The sequence below is a fragment of the Acidiphilium sp. C61 genome, assembly GCF_905116885.1.
Classification (GTDB): Bacteria; Pseudomonadota; Alphaproteobacteria; order Acetobacterales; family Acetobacteraceae; genus Acidiphilium.
Map to the genome: position 1 here is coordinate 1,582,300 of NZ_CAJHNI010000005.1, position 17,609 is coordinate 1,599,908.

Annotated in this window: 16 protein-coding genes; 11 read left to right on the forward strand and 5 right to left on the reverse strand. The window is 73.0% G+C overall.

The window, feature by feature from the left end; all coding sequences use genetic code 11:
* Position 1 precedes the first annotated feature (1 nt).
* From HUW10_RS10245 to HUW10_RS10285, 9 genes are all read left to right on the forward strand, one after another.
* Entirely contained in the window at positions 2 to 1,222 is a 1,221-nt protein-coding gene (locus tag HUW10_RS10245) for a type II secretion system F family protein (protein WP_174503403.1), read from the forward strand.
* Positions 1,206 to 1,673, forward strand: a complete 468-nt coding sequence (locus HUW10_RS10250) for a GspH/FimT family pseudopilin (protein ID WP_174503404.1) — start codon at positions 1,206 to 1,208, stop codon at positions 1,671 to 1,673. Before HUW10_RS10245 ends, HUW10_RS10250 begins: the two co-directional genes overlap by 17 nt.
* A complete protein-coding gene (locus HUW10_RS10255) occupies positions 1,657 to 2,025 on the forward strand; it encodes a type II secretion system protein (protein WP_174503405.1) in 369 nt (122 codons plus the stop codon). The genes HUW10_RS10250 and HUW10_RS10255 overlap by 17 nt, the downstream gene beginning before the upstream one ends.
* Positions 2,022 to 2,618: a prepilin-type N-terminal cleavage/methylation domain-containing protein gene (locus HUW10_RS10260; RefSeq protein ID WP_174503406.1), complete on the forward strand. Its 597-nt coding sequence runs from the start codon at positions 2,022 to 2,024 to the stop codon at positions 2,616 to 2,618. The genes HUW10_RS10255 and HUW10_RS10260 overlap by 4 nt, the downstream gene beginning before the upstream one ends.
* A gap of 69 nt (positions 2,619 to 2,687) precedes the next feature.
* Entirely contained in the window at positions 2,688 to 3,686 is a 999-nt protein-coding gene (locus HUW10_RS10265) for a PilN domain-containing protein (protein ID WP_174503407.1), read from the forward strand.
* Positions 3,673 to 4,272, forward strand: a complete 600-nt coding sequence (gene gspM, locus HUW10_RS10270; RefSeq protein WP_174503408.1) for a type II secretion system protein GspM — start codon at positions 3,673 to 3,675, stop codon at positions 4,270 to 4,272. The genes HUW10_RS10265 and gspM overlap by 14 nt, the downstream gene beginning before the upstream one ends.
* Positions 4,269 to 4,784 carry a hypothetical protein gene (locus tag HUW10_RS10275; RefSeq protein WP_174503409.1) on the forward strand — a complete coding sequence of 172 codons (516 nt, stop codon included), beginning with the start codon at positions 4,269 to 4,271 and terminating at the stop codon, positions 4,782 to 4,784. Before gspM ends, HUW10_RS10275 begins: the two co-directional genes overlap by 4 nt.
* Before the next feature lie 23 nt (positions 4,785 to 4,807).
* Positions 4,808 to 7,081: a type II secretion system secretin GspD gene (gene gspD, locus HUW10_RS10280; RefSeq protein WP_174503410.1), complete on the forward strand. Its 2,274-nt coding sequence runs from the start codon at positions 4,808 to 4,810 to the stop codon at positions 7,079 to 7,081.
* Between the two features lie 2 nt (positions 7,082 to 7,083).
* The gene (locus HUW10_RS10285) at positions 7,084 to 7,881 is read left to right on the forward strand and encodes a type II secretion system protein GspK (RefSeq protein ID WP_174503411.1); all 798 of its coding nucleotides are present in this window, start codon (positions 7,084 to 7,086) and stop codon (positions 7,879 to 7,881) included.
* A 7-nt stretch (positions 7,882 to 7,888) separates the two neighbouring features.
* Here the strand turns inward: HUW10_RS10285 and gspG are convergent, their stop codons facing one another.
* On the reverse strand, positions 7,889 to 8,326 hold the full coding sequence (gene gspG / locus HUW10_RS10290; RefSeq protein ID WP_174503412.1) for a type II secretion system major pseudopilin GspG: 438 nt from the start codon (positions 8,324 to 8,326) through the stop codon (positions 7,889 to 7,891).
* Between the two features lie 80 nt (positions 8,327 to 8,406).
* On the opposite strand from gspG, the gene HUW10_RS10295 reads away from it, so the two are divergent.
* Both HUW10_RS10295 and HUW10_RS10300 read left to right on the forward strand, forming a co-directional pair.
* On the forward strand, positions 8,407 to 8,805 hold the full coding sequence (locus tag HUW10_RS10295) for a lytic transglycosylase domain-containing protein (protein WP_174503413.1): 399 nt from the start codon (positions 8,407 to 8,409) through the stop codon (positions 8,803 to 8,805).
* A 109-nt stretch (positions 8,806 to 8,914) separates the two neighbouring features.
* Positions 8,915 to 10,966, forward strand: coding sequence for a phospholipase C (locus tag HUW10_RS10300; RefSeq protein ID WP_236656334.1), 2,052 nt, complete (start codon positions 8,915 to 8,917; stop codon positions 10,964 to 10,966).
* 169 nt (positions 10,967 to 11,135) lie between these two features.
* On the opposite strand, the gene HUW10_RS10305 is transcribed toward HUW10_RS10300, so the two are convergent.
* From HUW10_RS10305 to HUW10_RS10320, 4 genes are read right to left on the reverse strand one after another with little or no spacing between them, the layout of a single operon-like run.
* Positions 11,136 to 14,237, reverse strand: coding sequence for an efflux RND transporter permease subunit (locus tag HUW10_RS10305; RefSeq protein WP_174503415.1), 3,102 nt, complete (start codon positions 14,235 to 14,237; stop codon positions 11,136 to 11,138).
* 10 nt (positions 14,238 to 14,247) lie between these two features.
* Complete coding sequence (locus tag HUW10_RS10310; RefSeq protein WP_236656336.1) at positions 14,248 to 15,225, reverse strand: hypothetical protein; 978 nt, start codon at positions 15,223 to 15,225, stop codon at positions 14,248 to 14,250.
* Positions 15,222 to 16,619: a TolC family protein gene (locus HUW10_RS10315; protein WP_174504837.1), complete on the reverse strand. Its 1,398-nt coding sequence runs from the start codon at positions 16,617 to 16,619 to the stop codon at positions 15,222 to 15,224. Before HUW10_RS10315 ends, HUW10_RS10310 begins: the two co-directional genes overlap by 4 nt.
* Positions 16,616 to 17,545: a dihydrodipicolinate synthase family protein gene (locus tag HUW10_RS10320; RefSeq protein WP_174503416.1), complete on the reverse strand. Its 930-nt coding sequence runs from the start codon at positions 17,543 to 17,545 to the stop codon at positions 16,616 to 16,618. The genes HUW10_RS10315 and HUW10_RS10320 overlap by 4 nt, the downstream gene beginning before the upstream one ends.
* Positions 17,546 to 17,609: the final 64 nt, after the last annotated feature.

A 17,609-nucleotide genomic window follows, 5' to 3' on the forward strand; every position in this document is an offset into this window, starting at 1 on the left:
CATGCCTGATTTCGTCTTCCGCGTGATCGACCGCGCCGGCGCCCCCGCCCGCCTCGCCATCGACGCGGCGAGCGAGGCCGAGGCGATCGAGACACTCAAGCGCCGCGGCCTGATCCTGCTCGGCACCGCCCCGCGCCGCGGCGCCTCCCTGCTCGCCCTGCTCAACCGCGACATCGGCGGCGCCCCCCGCCTCGGCGCCGACGCGCTGGCCGATTTCACCCGCGAACTCGCCTCGATGCTCGGCGCCGGGCTCGACCTCGAACGCGCCTTGCGGTTTGCCGCCAGCACCGCCGCCACCCCGCGCGGCCGCGCCATCATTCTCGCGATCTGCGACAAGGTGCGCGACGGCGCCGCCCTCTGGCGCGCGCTCGGCGAGGCCCCGCGCAGCTTCCCGCCCTTTTATGTCGGGCTGGTCCGCGCCGGCGAGGAATCCGGCGCTCTCGCCGCGACGCTCGAAGACCTCGCCGAATTGCTGGAGCGCAACCGCTCGCTGCGCGCCGCGATGATCGCCGGCCTCACCTACCCCGCCCTGCTCGCCCTCGCCGCGACCGGCGCGATCGTCTTCCTGCTGACCAACGTGCTGCCCGAATTCGTGCCGATCTTCGCCGAAAACGGCGTCCCCCTGCCCGCCACCACGCGCCTGCTGCTGGCGGCCGGGCAGGCTTGCGCCGCGTTCTGGCCCTATGCGCTGGCGCTGCTCGCCCTCGCCATTCCCGGGATCCGCCTGCTGCTCGCCCGCCCCGCCCCGCGCCTGCGGTTCGACCGTCTGGTGCTGCGCCTGCCGCTGCTCGGCACCCTGCTGCGCGAGGCACTGGCGGCGCGCTTCACCCGCACCCTCGGCACGCTGCTCGGCAACGGCGTCGCCCTCGTCCCGGCGATGGCGATCGTGCAGAACGTGATCGGCAACCGCGCCGCCGCCCTCGCCATCGCCACGGCGGCGGATGCGGCGCGGCACGGCAAGAGCCTCGCCGCCGGTCTCGCCGCCGCACGGCTGATGCCGGAGCGGACGGTGCATCTGCTCCGCCTCGGCGAGGAAACCGGCCAGCTCGGCCGCATGGCGCTGCGGGCCGCCGCGATCCACGAGGAACGCGCCCGGCTCGGCGTGCAGAAGCTGGTCTCGCTGCTGGTGCCCGCCATCACCATCGTGATGGGCGGCGCGATCGGCTTCATCGTCGCCTCGCTGCTGCTGGCCATGCTCGGTCTCGATGCCCTCGCTCACTGAGCCGGGGCACACTGAGCCCGCACCTGACGATCGCGGCTACACGCTGCTCGAACTGCTGATCGTCGTCGTCATTCTCGGCCTGGCCCTCACGCTCGCCGCCAATGCCGCACCCTGGCGGCGTATCGGCCGCGACCCCGCGACCGCCGCCGCCACCCTCGCCGGGGCGCTGCGCACCGCCCGCGCCGTCGCGATCGCAACCGGACGGCCCGCCACCTTCGCGATCGAGCCGGCGGACGGGCGCTGGCTCGGCCCCACCGCTGCGGGGCGGCTGCCGCGCGGCATCGCCATCGCCTTTCACGGCCCGGTCGCGCGCGGCTGGGGGCGGATCGTCTTCTCCCCCGATGGCAGCGCGACCGGCGGGCAAATACTGCTCGCGCGCGGCGCCGCCCGGGCGGGGGTGGCGGTGGACTGGCTGACCGGACGGATCAGCACCGATGCCGCGGCGCGATAGCGGCTTCATCCTGCTCGAAACCCTGGTCGCCTTCGTCATTGCGGCGCTGGCGGTCGCGGTGCTCTACCGCGCCGCCTTCGATGGCGCGGCGGGAATTGCGATCGGCGGACGCGAGGCGGCGGCGGTGGAACGCGCGCAGTCCCGCCTCGCCGCCCTCGCCGCCTTCGCGCCGCGCGGCCACTACGTCCGCACCGGGCAGGATGGCGGCGGCTTCCGCTACCGCGAGGAGGCGGCGCCGCTGCCGATGGCGAAGGGCGCGCCGCTGCGGGCGCTGCGCCTGTCGGTCAGCGAGCGCTGGGGCCGCGCCGGAAGGGCGGTGACGCTGGTGACCATCCGCGCAGCCCCGCCATGAGGCGGGAGGCTGGCTTCACCCTGCTGGAAATGCTGGTCGCGCTGGTCGTGCTCGGCCTGCTGCTCGCGGGGCTCGCCCAGGCCAGCCATTTCGGCATCGCGACCTATCGCCGCACCACCGGGACGATCGCCGCCACCGCCGACCGGCAGGCCAGCTTCCGCGCCCTGCGCCGGCTGATCGCCCAAGCCCGCCCCGGTCAGCCGGCCGGGTCGGCGCACAACCTCGCCCTCGTCACCACCCTGCCGCGCGCCGCCGCCCTGTCGAGCCGCCTCGTCTTCGCCGAAATCGGCGTCACCCGCGCGGGCGATCTCGTCCTGGCGTGGCGGGCGGCGCCGACCGGCCCGCCGCTCGGCCCGCAGGCATCGCCCGCCGGCACGGCCCATGTCGAAACCCTCGCCCGCCACATCGCCGCGATCGAGCTGCGCTACTGGTGGGCCACACGGCCGGGCGCGCCGCCAGCCTGGCACGACGCCGGGCCGGCAGGCGCGCTGCCGCGCCTGATCCGGCTGCGCATCATCCCCACAGCCGGGCAGCGCCCCTGGCCGGACCTGATCGCCGCCCCCTGGCGCGCCCCCTTCGCCGCCGGCGGATAGGCGCGCAGCGGTCGAGTGACACAAAACCTTAATTTTCAATTTTTCTTTAGTCGCGTAACCAGAATATTAATGGATTTCATTCATTGGTACATCGCGACCCTGCGGTCGCTGGTGCCCGGCGCCTCGCGGCGGCCGGGCGGGCAGGATGCGGCGGTGACAATCACCGCCGCCGCCGGCGCGCCCCCCGAATCCGCCGAGGTCACGCAGGACGGGCGCGGCGGCCCCCGCGCACTCGGCCGGCTGGGGCAGATGCGGCGGAGCGCGGTGATCCGGCCGGTGGTGCTGCGGCTGCGTGGCGCCGGCGCGCTGATCCGCCGCGTCACCCTCCCCGCCGCCGCGCGGCGCGACCTCGCGGCCGCACTCGCCTTCGAGATCGACCGCCTGACCCCCTTCACCGCCGACGAGGTACTGGTCGCCCACGAGATCGTCGCGCGCGACACCGCGCAGGGCCTGCTCCATGTCCGGCTCGCGGTGCTGCCCCGCGCCTGGATCGCCGGCCTCCTCGCCGCACTGGCCGAGGCCGGGTTCGCCGCCGTGCGGATCGAGACCGCCGGCGCCGAGGGCGAGGCCGTATTCACACTTCCCGGCGCGCGGCGGCAAAGCCGCGTCCCCCCGGCGCTCGCGCTGCTCGCCGCCGGCCTCGCCGCGCTGTGCCTCGCCATCCCGCCGGCGCGCCAGGCGCTCGCCCTGCACCGGCTCGGCGCGGCGCAGGCAGCGCTCGCCCCGCAGCTCCGCCTTGCCGAAGCCCTGCGCGCCCGCCTCGCCGCCGAAGACCGCTTCCGCGCCGCGCTCGGCGCCGAGGCAGCGCGCGAGGGCGACACGCTGCTGATGCTCGCCGCCCTCACACGCGCCCTGCCGGACCGCAGCTACCTCACCGATCTCTCCCTGCGCGACCGGGTGGCGACGCTCGATGGCGAATCGCCCAACGCCGCCGGGCTGGTGGCCCGGCTCGCCGCCGATCCGCATTTCGCCGATCCGGCCTTCGCCGCCCCCGTCACCCGGTCGCTGAACGGCGGCGGGGATGTGTTCTCGATCCGGGTGCGGCTGCGCAACGATGAAGCGGGCTGACGCGATGGCACAGCTCCCGCGCGACCTGCCGGACGGCCGCGCCGGCCAGGCGCTCGCGCTCGCGATCTCGGCGGCGCTGCTCGCCCTTGTCGGCTTCGGCGTCGTCCGCCCCGGCCTCGCCTGGTATCGCGGCCTCAGCGCCCGCGTCGCCACCACGAACACGCTGCTCGCGCATGAGCGGCGTCTCGTCGCCGACCTGCCGGCGCTGCGCCGCAGGGCCGCGCAGGGCCGCCCCGGCGCCGGGCGCGACGCCTATCTCCCCGGCGGCTCCGCCGCCATCGCCGGCGCGCGGTTGCAGGGCGCGGTGCAATCCCTCGCCGCGACGCACCGGATCGGGCTGGACAGCGCCGAACTGCTCCCACCGGTCAGCCTCGGCAGCGTCCAGCGCATCCGCCTGCGGATCGCGATGACGGCCTCCTACCCCGCGCTGATCGGCTTTCTCGACGCGCTCGGCGCCGCCACGCCGCGCATGCTGGTCAACCGGCTCGACCTGCACGCGACCGGCGTGCCCGCCGCCGGCACCGCGCTGCCCCTGCATGCGAGCTTCACCGTCTCCGGCTTCCGCATCGCGAAGGCGGCACGATGATCGGCGCGCGGCTCGGCCTCTTCGGTCTCGTGCTGGCGCTGGCCGCCACCGCCGCGGCGCTGGCGCTCGCCCCGATGCCGGCACCGCCGCCCGGCCCCGTGGCCGCGCGCCCGACCCGGACGACCTCGCCCCCGCCCGCCGCACCCGGGACCGCCGCCACGGCGCAGATCCTCGCCCGTCCCCTGTTCCGCCCCGACCGCCGGCCCGTCGCCGTCGCGGCCGACACCGCCGCGACCGGGATGCCCCGGCTCTCCGGCATCCTGCGCGGCGATGCGGTACGGCTCGCGATCTTCGCAACACCGTCCGGCAAGCCGGTCCTGCTCGGCGAGGGGGCTCATCTCGGCGGCTACCGCATCGCGCGGATCGGCCGGCGCGCCGTGCTGCTGGAGGGTCCGCGCGGCCAGCTCCGCCTCGTGCCGCGCTTCGCCCACGAGACCGGCGCCGCACCGCAAGCCAACCCGCCGAAGCCGGCCGCCGATGCCGGCATCCTTGTCCATCCCGGCCCTCGATAATTTCCAGGAGATCCAGCGAAACCATGCGCGTCCGTGTCCATGCCGGCGTCATCGCGGCAGCCTCTCTGCTCGCCGGGTGCACCCCGCGGCCGGCGCCGCCCGACGCCACCCGCCTGCTCGCCCCCGCACCCGCCGCCCCCGCGGCGACCACCGCGCCGGGCCGCGCCGATGCGGTGATCGCCACCCCGGCCGTCACCGGCGCGATCACCGCGAGCCCCGGCCACGCGCCACCCGCGAGCCTCCCCGGCGCCCCGCTGCCCGCCGGCAGCGGCGATGTCTCGCTCGACTTCGCCGATACCGACATCCGCGCCGTCGTCGCCCAGATCCTCGGCAACATGCTGCACGTCACCTACACGATCGACCCGGCGGTGCAGGGCAAGGCGACGCTGCGCACCGCGCACGACATTCCCGCCTCCGCCCTGATCCCGACGCTGCAAACCCTGCTCGCGCAGAACCACGCCGCCCTCATCCGCAGCAACGGGCTCTACCAGGTCGTCCCGGCGGACAAGGCGGCGGCCGCCCTCGCCACCGCGCCGGGGCTCGACGGATCGAGCGTCGTCACCCTCACCCATGTCAGCGCGGCGCATCTCGCCGCCGTGCTGCAACCCTATGTCGGCAAGGGCGGCAAGGTGGTCGCCGCGCCGGACCGCAACGCCCTCATCGTCGGCGGCAACCCGCAGGTCCGCGCCACCCTGCTCGCGCTGATCCGCGCCTTCGACGTCGATGCCCTCGCCGGCCAGTCCTACGCGCTCTACCCCGCCAGCGGCGCCAACGCGCGCGATTTCGCCACCGCCCTGACCCAGGCGCTGCACGCCGGCAAGGCGGGCGGGCTGGCGAAGGTGGTCCCGCTGGTGCGCATCGGCGCGGTGCTGGTGATCGCCCCCTCCGGCGCCGCCATCCGCGCGGCGGACCGGGTCTATCGCACCCTCGCCCGGCAGGAAGCGGCGACGCACCGGGCCTGGCACGTCTATTACCTGCGCAACAGCCGCGCCGGAGACGTCGCCGAGGTGCTGCAGGAAGCCTTCACCCCCGACGACGTCACGGCCCAACCCTCGGCGCCCGACACCACGGGCGGCACCGCCCCCGGCGTCTCGGCGCAGACGCTGATGGGATCGGGCGGGCTGGTGGGCAACGCGGCCGGCGCCGGCACCTCGGGCACCGGCACCACCGCCGGGCTCGGCGCGACCCCCGGCTCCGGCAGCGGCACCGCCTCCGGTCTCGGCGCCGCCTCCCCCGCCGCATCGCCGGCCCCATCGCCAGCATCATCCCGCGCGGCGGCGAGCAACCCGCTGCTCGGCCCGCTCGGCGGCAGCGCCGGTGGTGGTGGCGGCGGCGCGACCAGCGGCCTCAGGATCATCGCCGACCCCCGCCAGAACGCGATCCTGGTGCGGGCGGACGCCTCGGAAAACGCCTCGGTCGAGGCGATGCTCCGCAAGCTCGACATCGAGCCGCTGGAAGTCGAGATCGACGCGACGATCGCCGAGGTCGATCTCAACGGCGCGCTGAAATACGGCACCCAGTTCTTCTTCAAGTCCGGCGGCATCAACGCGGTGCTCAGCACCGGCGCGACCGCCGCCCTGAACCAGAGCTTCCCCGGCTTCGTCCTCGCCGGCCATGGCGCCGACGGCGCCCCGCTCGCGATCTCCGCGCTGCAATCGGTCACCCAGGTGCAGGTGCTCTCCTCGCCGCAGCTCCTCGTGCAGAATGGCCGCACGGCCAACCTGCTGGTCGGCAATCTCGTGCCCTATCTCTCGCAGACCTCGCAGAGCACGCTGACCACCGGCGCGCCCGTCATCAACTCGGTGAACTACCAGGAAACCGGCGTGATCCTGCAAATCACCCCGCATATCTCCAGCGACGGCCTGGTGGCGCTCACGGTTTCGCAGCAGGTGAGCAACGTCGCCCCCTCGGTCACCACCCAGGGGCTGAACTCGCCCACCTTCTCCGAACGCGCCGTCTCCTCCAGCGTCGTCGTGCATGACGGGCAGACGATCGGCCTCGCCGGGCTGATCACCGACAATGTCCAGCGCGGCAATTCCGGCCTGCCCTTCCTCAAGGATGTGCCGCTGCTCGGCCCGCTCTTCGGCACGCAGGACAACAACCGCGCGCGGCAGGAGCTGCTGGTGCTGATCACCCCGCATGTCGTCCACGACGCGACGGACGCGGCGGCGCTGACAAGCGACCTCGAACAGGCGCTGCCCAACGCCGCCAATGTGCCCGCCGAACTCAACGGCCTGCCGATGGACGGGTCGGCCGATCCGCAAGCGGCGCTGCGCCGGCATCTCGGGCTGCACTGAGCATGGCGCGGCCCCGCCGGCACGACGATCGCGGCTTCGCGCTGCTGATCGTGCTGGCGGTGCTGGTGCTGTTCGGCTTCCTCGTCACCCGGCTGCTGGTCGCCGCCCGCCAGCAGATGGCGATCGCCGGCAACCTGCGCGACGCCGCGGTGGCGGCGGCGGCGGCCGAGGGCGGCGTGTGGCTCGCCGTCGCCCGGCTCGATGCCGGCGGCGCAGCACCGGGTGAGGTGCGGATCGGCGCATCGCAGGTGCGGCTCGCGACCAGTGGCGTCGCCGGCCGGATCAACCCGGATACCGCCCCCGCCCCGCTGCTGGCGGCGCTGTTCCGCGTCGGCGGCATGGCGGCCGCACCGGCCGGCAGCCTCGCCGAAACCCTGACCGAAGCGCGCGACCCTGCCCTTGCGCCCGCCAGCCTCGCGACCCTCATCGCCCGCTACCGCGCCGCCGGCAGCGCCGAAGGCCCGCCGCAAGCGCCGTTCCGCAGCCTCGCCGAGCTTGCCAGCCTGCCCGGAATGACGCCGGGCCTGCTCGCCCGGCTGCGCCCGCATCTCTCGCTCTACGCCCCCGCCTTGCCCGACCTCGCGAGCGCGGATGCGGCGGTGCGCGCGGCGGTGGGGCTGGCAGGGCGGATCGATGTGCCGGGCGGGCATGTGAGCGGCCCGCCGGTGATGCGGATCGAGGCGGTGGCGACCGGGCCGGGTCTCGCCCACGCGGCGCGCTGTGCGACCGTCCGCCTCACACCCGCGAATGTCGATGCGCCCTATATCGTGCTCGACTGGTCGGATGCGCGCTGTGGCTGAGCCCGGCTCAGCGGTTGCAGATCGTCCCCGGCGCGCCCGGCGCCGCGGTCACGTCCTTCGGCCCTTTCGAGCACAAATCATACGCCAGCCCCGGCCGCGCCGAGGGCGCCTGGTACACGAACCCATGCCCCCACGGGTCGCGCGGCAGCGTGGTCTGCTTGAGATAGGGTCCGTGCCAGCCGCTCACCCCTGCCGGCCTGGTGATCAGCGCCTGCAACCCCTCATCCGTGGTCGGGTAGCTGCCGACATCGAGCTTGAACAGGTCGAGCACCGAGCCGATCCGCTCGATCGACTGTTCGGCGATGCTCGCCTTCGCCCGCCCGAGCTGGCTGAGCAGCGCCGGCCCGACCAGGGCGATCAGCAGGCCGAGAATGACGATGACGACCAGCAATTCGAGCAGCGTATAGCCTGCCTCGTCCCGCGCCGGAGTTCTTTTCCCAAACATGTGACACTGGATATCCGACATCCCGGCCCGCGCGCCAGCGCGGCGTTTTCCCGCCGGCGCGATGTCACGGAGACTTCACGATGACGGGCTTGCTGCGCTGCATGCTCCTCGCCGCCACGGTCTATCACCTGCCGCCGCGGGTCCTGCCGGTGATCGCAAGGCTGGAGGGGGGACATCCCGGGCTGGTTCGCCCTGATTCCAACGGCACCGCCGATTACGGGCTGATGCAGGTCAACAGCATCTGGCTCGACACCATCGCCCGCCGCGCCCGGCTCGGCCGGCGGGAGACGCGGCGCCGGCTGATCGAGGATCCGTGTTTCAACATCGCCGCCGCCGCCTTCATCCTGCGCACCGACATCGACCGTGCCGGCACGCTGATGCGCGGCATCGGAGACTATCACTCGGCCACCCCGTCGCTCAACGCCGCCTACCGCGCGCGCGCCCTCGCGATGGCACGGCGAATGTTTCAGCTGAAATAATTTCACGGTTCTGCAACTGAATCGTCACAGCACAAGGAAATTTGATCTGTATATTTTTAACGTAGGTTAATAAATTATTTTGGAGACAATCATGAAACGAGCCTTGGCAATGGCTTGTTCAGCGCTCTGCGCGCTGAGCATGACCATTCGGCCGGCACTTGCCGAGCAGGATGGACGCCTCGCCTTCAACCGTCCGGACGATGCCCACGCCTTCGTCGCCGGGCTGATGGACCGCGAGGCCTGGCACAATGGCGGCCAGGAACGCGGTCAGGAACAGGGTGAACGCGGCGAGCATCGCCATCACCGCTTCCACCTCACCCACGCGCAGCTCGTCCAGCTCGTGCGCAAGAAGATCAAGTATGTCTTCGTCCTGTATCAGGAGAACCGTTCGTTCGACTCCTATTTCGGCACCTTCCCCGGCGCAGATGGGCTCTATTCGCAGCCGGCCGCGAAAACCCCCGGCTTCGTGCAGACGCTGGTCAACACCGATGGCAGTGCGACCACCATTTCGCCCTTCCGCATCGGACCCAAGCAATATGCGTGGGACACCGACGACATCGACCATTCGCACGCCCGCATCGCCGCCAAGATGGACGTCGTCGCCGGCAAGCCGCTGATGGACAAGTTCGCCGTCACCGAGGAGCTGAAATACTCGCCGACCGGCAATCCCTCGGTGAAGGCCAAGCAGTTCGGCGAACTCGCGATGGCCTACGAGGATTGCGACACGGTGCCCTTCCTCTGGCGCTACGCCGCGCGCTTCGTGCTGTTCGACCATGTGTTCCAGAACATCACCGGCCCCTCGACGCCCGGCAACCTGTCGATCTTCGCAGCCCAGACCGGCCTGACCCAGTGGGCGCTGCACCCGAACCAGTCCTTCGCCTCCTTCGACCCGACGACCGGGCCGACCGCGACCAACCCGCACGGCCTCAAGGTGACGGAATCCGGCGCCGGCGAGCCGGTGATGGATGACAACGATCCGTTCTGGGGCTCCCCGCTCGACCCGAACCAGAACGCCAACGTGCCGGTCAATCCGGGCGATTTCGGCGGCTCCGCCTTCACCTACGGCGTGCAGCTCAACCAGACCTACGCCTCGATCGCGATCAACACGATGGGCCGCAACGCCGCCGCGATCACCAGGCACGATACCGATGCCGCCGGCGACCTCGCCGACATCAACGACGACATCTCCTACCTCACCCAGTCCGGCCACAAGCAGGTCAACTGGGGCTGGTACGAGGAAGGCTACGACCACGAGCCGACCGACCCGGCCAACCCGGTCGATGCCAACGGCACCCACGCCTCCTACATCACCCACCACAACGGCCCGCAATATTTCGGCTACGTCGCCAACAACCCTGACGAGCGCGCCAACCTGCACGGGCTGGGCGACCTGTTCACGGCGCTCAAGGGCGGCACCCTGCCGGCCTCGGGCGGCGTGTTCTACGTCAAGGGCGGCTTCCAGAACATCTTCGGCCTGACCCCGGTCAACCCGGTCGCCAAGGTGCAGGCCAACTTCCTCGGCGATGACGACCACCCCGCCTACTCGGATGCGCAGATCAGCGAGGCGATGGTGGCCAAGGCGGTGAACGCGATCGCCAGCAGCAAATACTGGAAGCACGCGGCGATCATCATCACCTGGGACGATTCCGAAGGCGATTACGACCATGTGCCGCCGCCGGTCATCGTCAACGGCCCGGACAAGCAGGTCTTCAAGTTCGGCCCCCGCGTGCCGATGATCCTGATCTCGCCCTATGCGAAGACGCACCAGGTCGATCACCAGGATGGCAGCCAGTCCTCGGTGGTGAAATTCGTCGACGAGGTGTTCGGCCTCACGCCGCTCGCCTTGCTGCCGGATGAGCTGAAAGGCCGCGCCGATGGCGAGAGCGAGTTCGGCGAGGCGAATATCGGCCCGTCCGACGCGCTGACCCCCTATGTCGGCGACCTGATGGGCGCCTTCGACCCGGCCCGCCTGACCGGCCGCGCGGAGCCGCTGCCGGCGGACTACGCGATGATCCCGAACAAGGTCATCATGTCGCTGCCGCATTACGGCGGCAATGGCTGCCAGGCCGACCACATCGTGCCGACCGACGTCGCCAAGGGCATCACCACCACGATCCCGGCCGACTTCAACCCGCTGCCGAGCACCAACCCGACTCCCTGATCTTTTCGGCGATCACCCGTCCCGGCGCATGCGAATGCGCCGGGATTTTTCATGCCCCCGCGCCCAGGCCTTTTGCCCCGACCAGATGATTCCATCTGATCGGATAAAGATGCTCTAATTATCAACAAGATAGAGCACGACATCCGATCCGGATGGATCGGAAAATGCTCTAATCCAGCCCGTCATCCCGGCGCGGGCGGAACCGCGCGAGGCGCGGCGCCAGCACCGGCAGCACGAACAGCGACAGCAGCGTCGCCGTCAGCAACCCGCCCAGGATCACGATCGCCATCGGCCCCTCGATCGCATCGCCCGGCGAGCCGGAGGCGATGGCCAGCGGCAGCAGCCCGAGCGCGGTGACTATGGCGGTGATCACGATCGCCGGCAGCCGGTCCGCCGCCGCCAGCCGCGCCGTCGCCGCCGACCACGGCAGCCCCTCCTCGGTCGCCAGCCGGCGCATGTGGATCAGCAGCAGCAGCCCGTTGCGCAAGGTCAGGCCGAACAGCGTCGCCAGCCCGACCATCGCGCCGAGGCCGAGATGCCCGCGCAGGAAAATCCACACCGTCGCCACCCCGCCGGCAAACGCCACCGGCAGGATGCCCACCACCAGCGCCACCGCCCGCGCATCGCGCAGCGCCAGCGCGATCAGCGCGAGAATGACCGCGAGCGCGATCCCCGCATCGGCGACCAGCGCCCGCCGCGCCGCCCCCCCGGCCACCGCCGTCCCGCCATAGTCCACATAAACGCCGGCGCCGAGCTTCACCTGTGCGAGATCCCGGCGCAGCGCCGCGATCACCGCGGCGGCGCTGCCATGCCGCGTCTGCACCGCAACCACCTGCACCCGCCGCCCCTCCTGGTGCAGGATCTGCGCCGGCGAGCGCGTCTGGCGGATCGTCGCGATCAACCGCAACGGCACCAGCGTTCCGCCCGCCGCCGCCACCGGCAGGTTCCCCACCGAGGCCGGCAGCCGGCGCAGCGCGCGCGGCAGCGTCACCACCACCGGCTGGACCAGCGTGCCGCGATAGACATGGCCGACGATCTGCCCGGCATAAGCCAGCCGCAGCGCCTCCAGCGCCGCCCGCGCGCTGACGCCGAAGCGCAGCATCGCCGCGCGGTCGAGCGTGACGGCAAGGGTCGGCTCGGCCGCGCTCGCCGCCGGCGCCGCGGCGATGACGCCGGGCAGCTTCCGCGCCAGCGTGGCGATCCGCCGCGCCGCCGCGTCGATCCGGGCGAGATCAGGCCCGAACACCGCCACCGTCACCGGCGCGGTATCGCCGGACACGCTCTCCTCGATCCGCTCGGAAAGGAACGTCCGGCTCCACCACGACAGGCCGTCGATCCCGCGCACCGCATCGAGAATCCGCCCCGCCGAGCGCGCCGCGTGGCGGTTGCCTCGCCGGCTCAGCGTGATGTCGATCTCGGCCTTGTTCACCCCGGCATGGCCGTTGCTCATCGAGGCGCGGCCGATATGCATCACCGCGTTGGCCACCTCGGGCAGGCGGTCGATCGTGCCGACCACCTGCCTGCCGATCGCCAGCATCGCATCGACCGACATGCCGGGGGCGGCGAGGTAATGCACGATCACGTCGTTCTCGCGAAACCGCGGCAGGAACCGCGCCTGGAGCAGCGGCACGCTCGCCGCCGCGGCGATCACCGCCGCCAGCGCCAGCGCCGCCGCCAGCCCGCCGGCACGCTCCAGCCTGGCCAGCGCCCGCTGGTAGGCGGGTTGCAGCAGCACGATCGGCGGGGTCCGCACCGCCCGGCCGTCACCGCCGCCAAGCAGCAGCGCCGCCAGCGCCGGTGTCACCACCAGCGCCACCGCGAGCGAGGCGGCGATCGCCGCGATATAGGCGATGCCGAGCGGCGCGAAGAGCCGGCCGGCGACGCCGCCGAGCATGATCACCGGGGTGAAGGCGGCGATCACCGCCGCACTGGCAAAGACGATCGCACTGCGCACCTCCAGCGAGGCGCGCAGGATCACCCGCAACCGTGGCTCCGGCGCCGTCCGCGCCCGGTTCTCCCGCAGCCGCCGGGTGATGTTCTCGACATCGACCACCGCATCGTCCACCAGTTCGCCGAGCGCGATCGCCAGCCCCGCCAGCGCCATGGTGTTGAGCGTGATGCCGAGCGCCGTGATCACCCCCACCGCCGCCAGCAGCGAGACCGGAATGGCGATGAACGAGATCAGCGCCGCCCGCCAGTCGCGCAGGGCGGCGAGCAGCACCAGCAGGATCAGCCCCGCGCCGATCAGCAGCACATGGCCGAGATCGAGCAGGGCAATGCGGATGAATGCCGCCGGGGTGAAGGCGCGCGGATCGACGCCGACCCCCTGCGCCACCAGCCCCGGCGTGAGCCGTGCCACCACCTGCCCCGCCTCGTTGGCGACCTTGAGCGTGTTGGCGCCATAGAGCGAGGAGACCAGCAGCAGCAGCCCCGGCCGGTCATGGATCAGCGCCGCCCCGAAGCGCGGCGGCGCGCCCACCCGCACCCGGGCGACATCGCCGATGCTCACCGGCAGGCCGCCCCGCGTCCCGAGCCAGCTCTGCGCCAGCGCCGCCGCGTCGCGCGCCTGCCCCTCCGGCGCCAGCACGAGGCGCTGCGCCCCGGTATCGATGAACCCGGCGCCGATCACCGCACTCGCCGCATGCGCCGCCCGCGCCACGTCGGCGGCGGTGAAGCCGGTCGCCAGCAGCCGCCCCGGCCGCAGTGCGATGTCGAATTGCGGCGGCCGGGCGCCAAAAATCACGATCGTCGCCACCCCCGGCACCGCCAGCAGCGCCGGGCGCAGCTCGGTCTCGGCGATCGCCGTCAGCCGTTCGAGCGACATGCCGGCCCGCGGATACAGCCCGATCTCCAGCGCCGTCCCGGTCGAGGACTGCATCGGCGCGAGCCGCGGCACGATCCCGGCCGGCAGGGTTCCGCCCAGCTCGGCGAGCCGCCCGGCAACGCGCTGGCGGTCGGCATAGGGATCGGTGCCGCCGTGAAACACCAGATGCACCACCGAGAGCCCGGCCTCCGAGGTCGAGCGCATCCGCGCCAGCCCCGGCAGGCCGGTCAGCCGCCGCTCCAGCCGGTCGGTCACCAGCTGCTCGGTCTGCAACGCGCTGAACCCCGGCGTCGCCGATTCGATCAGCACGGTCGGCGCGGTGAATTCGGGAAACACGTCATACCGCGCCCCCGGCAGCCGGGCGATCTGGATCGCGGCAAGCCCCGCGACGACAAGGACGACGACGAGGCGATAACGCAGCGCGATGCGGACAATGGCGGGAAGCATGGGCGCGGCCTCAGTCCCCGTCGCCGTCGCCGCCGCCGGCCAGCATCGAATTCAGCAGCCCGGCGCCGCGAACGACGATCGCCGGCGCGCGCGGCAGCGCCGCCGCCGGCACGAATTGCGTTTGACCCGCGCCGGATGGCGCAGAGGAACCCGCGCCAACTGGCGCAGACGGATCAACGCCGGATGGCGCCAGCAGCCCTCCGCCGCCCAGCGCGACCGCGGCGAAGCGCCCCGGCGCCGTCCGCACGAACACGAAGGCCCGGCCCCGATGCCAGACCAGCGCGGCCACCGGCACGTCATATCCCGCGATCCGCCGCCCCGCCGGCAGCGACACATCGAGCGGCGCGCCCACCGGCAGCGGCGGGCCGGTGAACAGCAGCGCCTGGCCGAGCAGCCCCGGCGGCTGAACCCCGGCCGGGCCGATGTCCCGCAGCGCCGCCGCCGTCCCGTCGGGGAGCCGCGCCGTGGCCCGGGCAGGCGCCGGCTTCAGCGCGGCGCCCGCCTGCACCACCAGCACCAGCGCGCCGCCGCCGGCAAGGGCGCGGAACGCCGGCCCATCCTGCGCGATCGCCCGGCCGAGCGGCGCGCCGAACCGCGCGATCGCCTCCGCCCGCAAGGCGGCGAGCCTGGCGGCGCTGCTGGCCGCCGCCGCTTCGGCCTGTTCGAGACTGGCCTGCGACACATTGCCCGCCGCGCGATAGAGCTGGCGGGTCCGATCGAGGGTGGCGGCGTCCAGCTTCGCCGCCGCGGCGGCGGCCACGATCCGGCCGCGCAGCGCGAGCGCCGGGGCCGGGTCGAGCACCCGCCCCTCGGCGTGGCGCTGCGGCGCCTCGGTGCGCAGGGTCGGCGTCACCGTGGCGATCAGCCCGCTCGCCAGCGTCGCCTTGTCGAGCGTCAGATCCGCCGCCCGCGCGCGAACGCCTGCCAGCGGCAACAGCAGCAGCGCCGCCACTGCCGCCACCGCCGCGCGATATCGTCCCTGCCTCATGCGGGCGTCTCCCTGAAAACCGGTATCTCCAGCGCATCGGCGAGGCCCGAGAGCGCCCGCAGCATTTCGGCCTCGGCGGCAAGGCGCCGGGAGCGCGCGAGCAGCGCGCCGCGCCGCGCCTCCAGCAGCCGCAGCCGCCCGGTGGCGCCGAGCCGATAGGCCGCCGCCGCCTGCGCGTCCTGCCGCCCGGCCACCACCTCCAGCCGCCGCGCCGCGCGCAGCACCCCGCGGCTGCCCCGCCACGCCGCGGCGGCGACATCGATCCGCGCCAGCGCCCGCGCCTGCACCCGCTCGAAGCCGGCGGCGGCCACGCGGCGCCGCGCCCGCGCCACCGCGATCTGCCCCTGGTGCTGGTTGAGCACCGGCAGCGGCAGCGACAGCGAGAGCACGAACTTGTTGTCCCCCTGGTCGTATTCATAGCCGGGCCCGATCCGCAACCCGGGGAACTGGCTGTCCACCGCCTGGCGCAGCGCCGCATCGGCGGCGCGATAGCGGGCGAGGGCGGCCTCGATATCGGGCCGCGCGACCAGCGCGCGACGCACCAGCGCCGGCAGGTCGCGCGGGGGTATCGGATGGGCGAAGGCGGCGAACGACAGAGGCGCATGGCGCAGCGCCGCCACCGGCATGCCGATCGCCGCGGCAAGGCGGGCGCGGTCGTCATCGCGCCGCCGCCGGGCCTCGGCCACGGCCAGCCGCGCCCGGTCCGCCGCCTGCTCGGCGCTCGCCAGCGCGCTCGCCGCCAGCATCCCCGCCGCCGCCCGCCCGGCGATCGTCGTCTCGATTTCCGCAGCCGTACCCGCCAGACGCCGGCTGAGCCGCAGGGCGCGGCGGTCGATGAACAGGGCGAGCAGTGCCGCGCGCACCGCGCCGCGCTCCTGCCAGGCGGCTTGGGCGACCATGTCCCGCGCGGCGGCGACGCGCGCATCGGCGGCGGCGATCCCGGCCTGCCGGGCGCCGAAATTCGCCAGCAAGAAGCTGATCTCCGGCCCGATCCGGATCGGCGAGGGATTGGCCTGCGTCGCGTTGAAGGTCGGCGACAGCGACAGGGTGGGGTTCGGCACCTGCCGCGCCAGCACCGCACCCGCCGCGGCCGCGCCGGCCTCGGCGGTGGCGAGCTTCAGCCCCGGCCGCTCATAGACCGCGACCAGCGTCAGCGCCCGCAGCCCGAACCCGCGATCCGGCGCCACGCCCATGGCGCGGAGAAAGCGCGCCAGCCCCGGCTGGTCCAGCCGCCGCGCGGTCAGCGCCGCCGCCGTCGCCGCCGGGTCGATCGGCGCCGGGCGATACCGCGCGCAACCGGCCAGCGCGAGCAGCAGCGCCGCACCGGCAAGCCCGCGCCACCGCCCGCCACCCGCACAACCGCCAGCCGGGCGCGAAACCGCCCCGGCCCTCACCCCCAACGCAACACCAGCGGATCGAGCCGGCGGGCGATCTCCAGCAGCCCCGCATGCGTCGCCGGGTGCAGCGGTGCGAGCGGATGGCGCACCGCCTCGCTGCGGATCACCCCGCCCTCGCGCATCAGCGCCTTCGCGGCGATCAGCCCGCACTGGCGGTTTTCATAGTTGATCAGCGGCAGGATGCGCTCGTAGCCGGCCACCGCCTCGTCGCGCCGTCCGGCGAGATGGGCGTGGACGATCGGGCCGATCAGGTCGGGATAGCCGCCGCCGGTCATCGCCCCGGTGGCCCCCGCGTCGAGATCGGCGAGCAGGGTGATCGCCTCCTCGCCATCCCACGGCCCCTCGATCGCGCCACCGCCCAGCTCGATCAGCCGGCGCAGCTTCGCCGCCGCCTGCGGCGTCTCGATCTTGAAATAGGCGACCTGCGCGATCTCGCGCGCCATCTCGGCGAGCAGCTCGGCCGGCAGTGGCGTGCCCGCCACCGGCGCGTCCTGGATCATCACCGGAATCCGGATCGCATCCGACAGGCGCTGGAAGAAATCCCACAGCCCGGCGGCGCCGACGCGGATCGTCGCGCCGTGATAGGGCGGCATCACCATCACCATCGCCGCCCCCATCGCCTCGGCGCGGCGGCTGCGCTCGATGCAGAGATCGGTGCTGAAATGGCTCGTCGTCACGATCACCGGCACCCGCCCGGCGACATGTTCGAGCATCCGCCGCATCAGGATCTCGCGCTCCTCGTCGGCCAGCACGAACTGCTCGGAGAAATTGGCGAGCAGGCACAGCCCGTCCGACCCGGCATCGATCATGAAATCGACCGCGCGGCACTGGCCCTCGAGGTCGAGCCGGCCGGCGGCGTCGAAAATCGTCGGCACCACGGGAAAGACGCCCCGGTGGCGCGTCCTGGTCTGCAACTCGGTCATGGTCATTCCTGCGGCAGTCGTGCGGGTGAAGATTTGGCGCGTGAAGGTTGGGGCGAAAAGATTG

Bases quoted from the DNA above. Each gene is read 5' to 3' on its own strand.
- gspG (WP_174503412.1), bottom strand. From the start codon at position 8,326: ATGTTTGGGAAAAGAACTCCGGCGCGGGACGAGGCAGGCTATACGCTG.
- HUW10_RS10320 (WP_174503416.1), bottom strand. From the start codon at position 17,545: ATGACCGAGTTGCAGACCAGGACGCGCCACCGGGGCGTCTTTCCCGTG.
- HUW10_RS10250 (WP_174503404.1), top strand. From the start codon at position 1,206: ATGCCCTCGCTCACTGAGCCGGGGCACACTGAGCCCGCACCTGACGAT.
- HUW10_RS10260 (WP_174503406.1), top strand. From the start codon at position 2,022: ATGAGGCGGGAGGCTGGCTTCACCCTGCTGGAAATGCTGGTCGCGCTG.
- HUW10_RS10305 (WP_174503415.1), bottom strand. From the start codon at position 14,237: ATGCTTCCCGCCATTGTCCGCATCGCGCTGCGTTATCGCCTCGTCGTC.
- HUW10_RS10265 (WP_174503407.1), top strand. From the start codon at position 2,688: ATGGATTTCATTCATTGGTACATCGCGACCCTGCGGTCGCTGGTGCCC.
- HUW10_RS10300 (WP_236656334.1), top strand. From the start codon at position 8,915: ATGGCTTGTTCAGCGCTCTGCGCGCTGAGCATGACCATTCGGCCGGCA.
- HUW10_RS10255 (WP_174503405.1), top strand. From the start codon at position 1,657: ATGCCGCGGCGCGATAGCGGCTTCATCCTGCTCGAAACCCTGGTCGCC.
- gspM (WP_174503408.1), top strand. From the start codon at position 3,673: ATGAAGCGGGCTGACGCGATGGCACAGCTCCCGCGCGACCTGCCGGAC.
- HUW10_RS10285 (WP_174503411.1), top strand. From the start codon at position 7,084: ATGGCGCGGCCCCGCCGGCACGACGATCGCGGCTTCGCGCTGCTGATC.
- gspD (WP_174503410.1), top strand. From the start codon at position 4,808: ATGCGCGTCCGTGTCCATGCCGGCGTCATCGCGGCAGCCTCTCTGCTC.
- HUW10_RS10275 (WP_174503409.1), top strand. From the start codon at position 4,269: ATGATCGGCGCGCGGCTCGGCCTCTTCGGTCTCGTGCTGGCGCTGGCC.
- HUW10_RS10245 (WP_174503403.1), top strand. From the start codon at position 2: ATGCCTGATTTCGTCTTCCGCGTGATCGACCGCGCCGGCGCCCCCGCC.
- HUW10_RS10295 (WP_174503413.1), top strand. From the start codon at position 8,407: ATGACGGGCTTGCTGCGCTGCATGCTCCTCGCCGCCACGGTCTATCAC.
- HUW10_RS10310 (WP_236656336.1), bottom strand. From the start codon at position 15,225: ATGAGGCAGGGACGATATCGCGCGGCGGTGGCGGCAGTGGCGGCGCTG.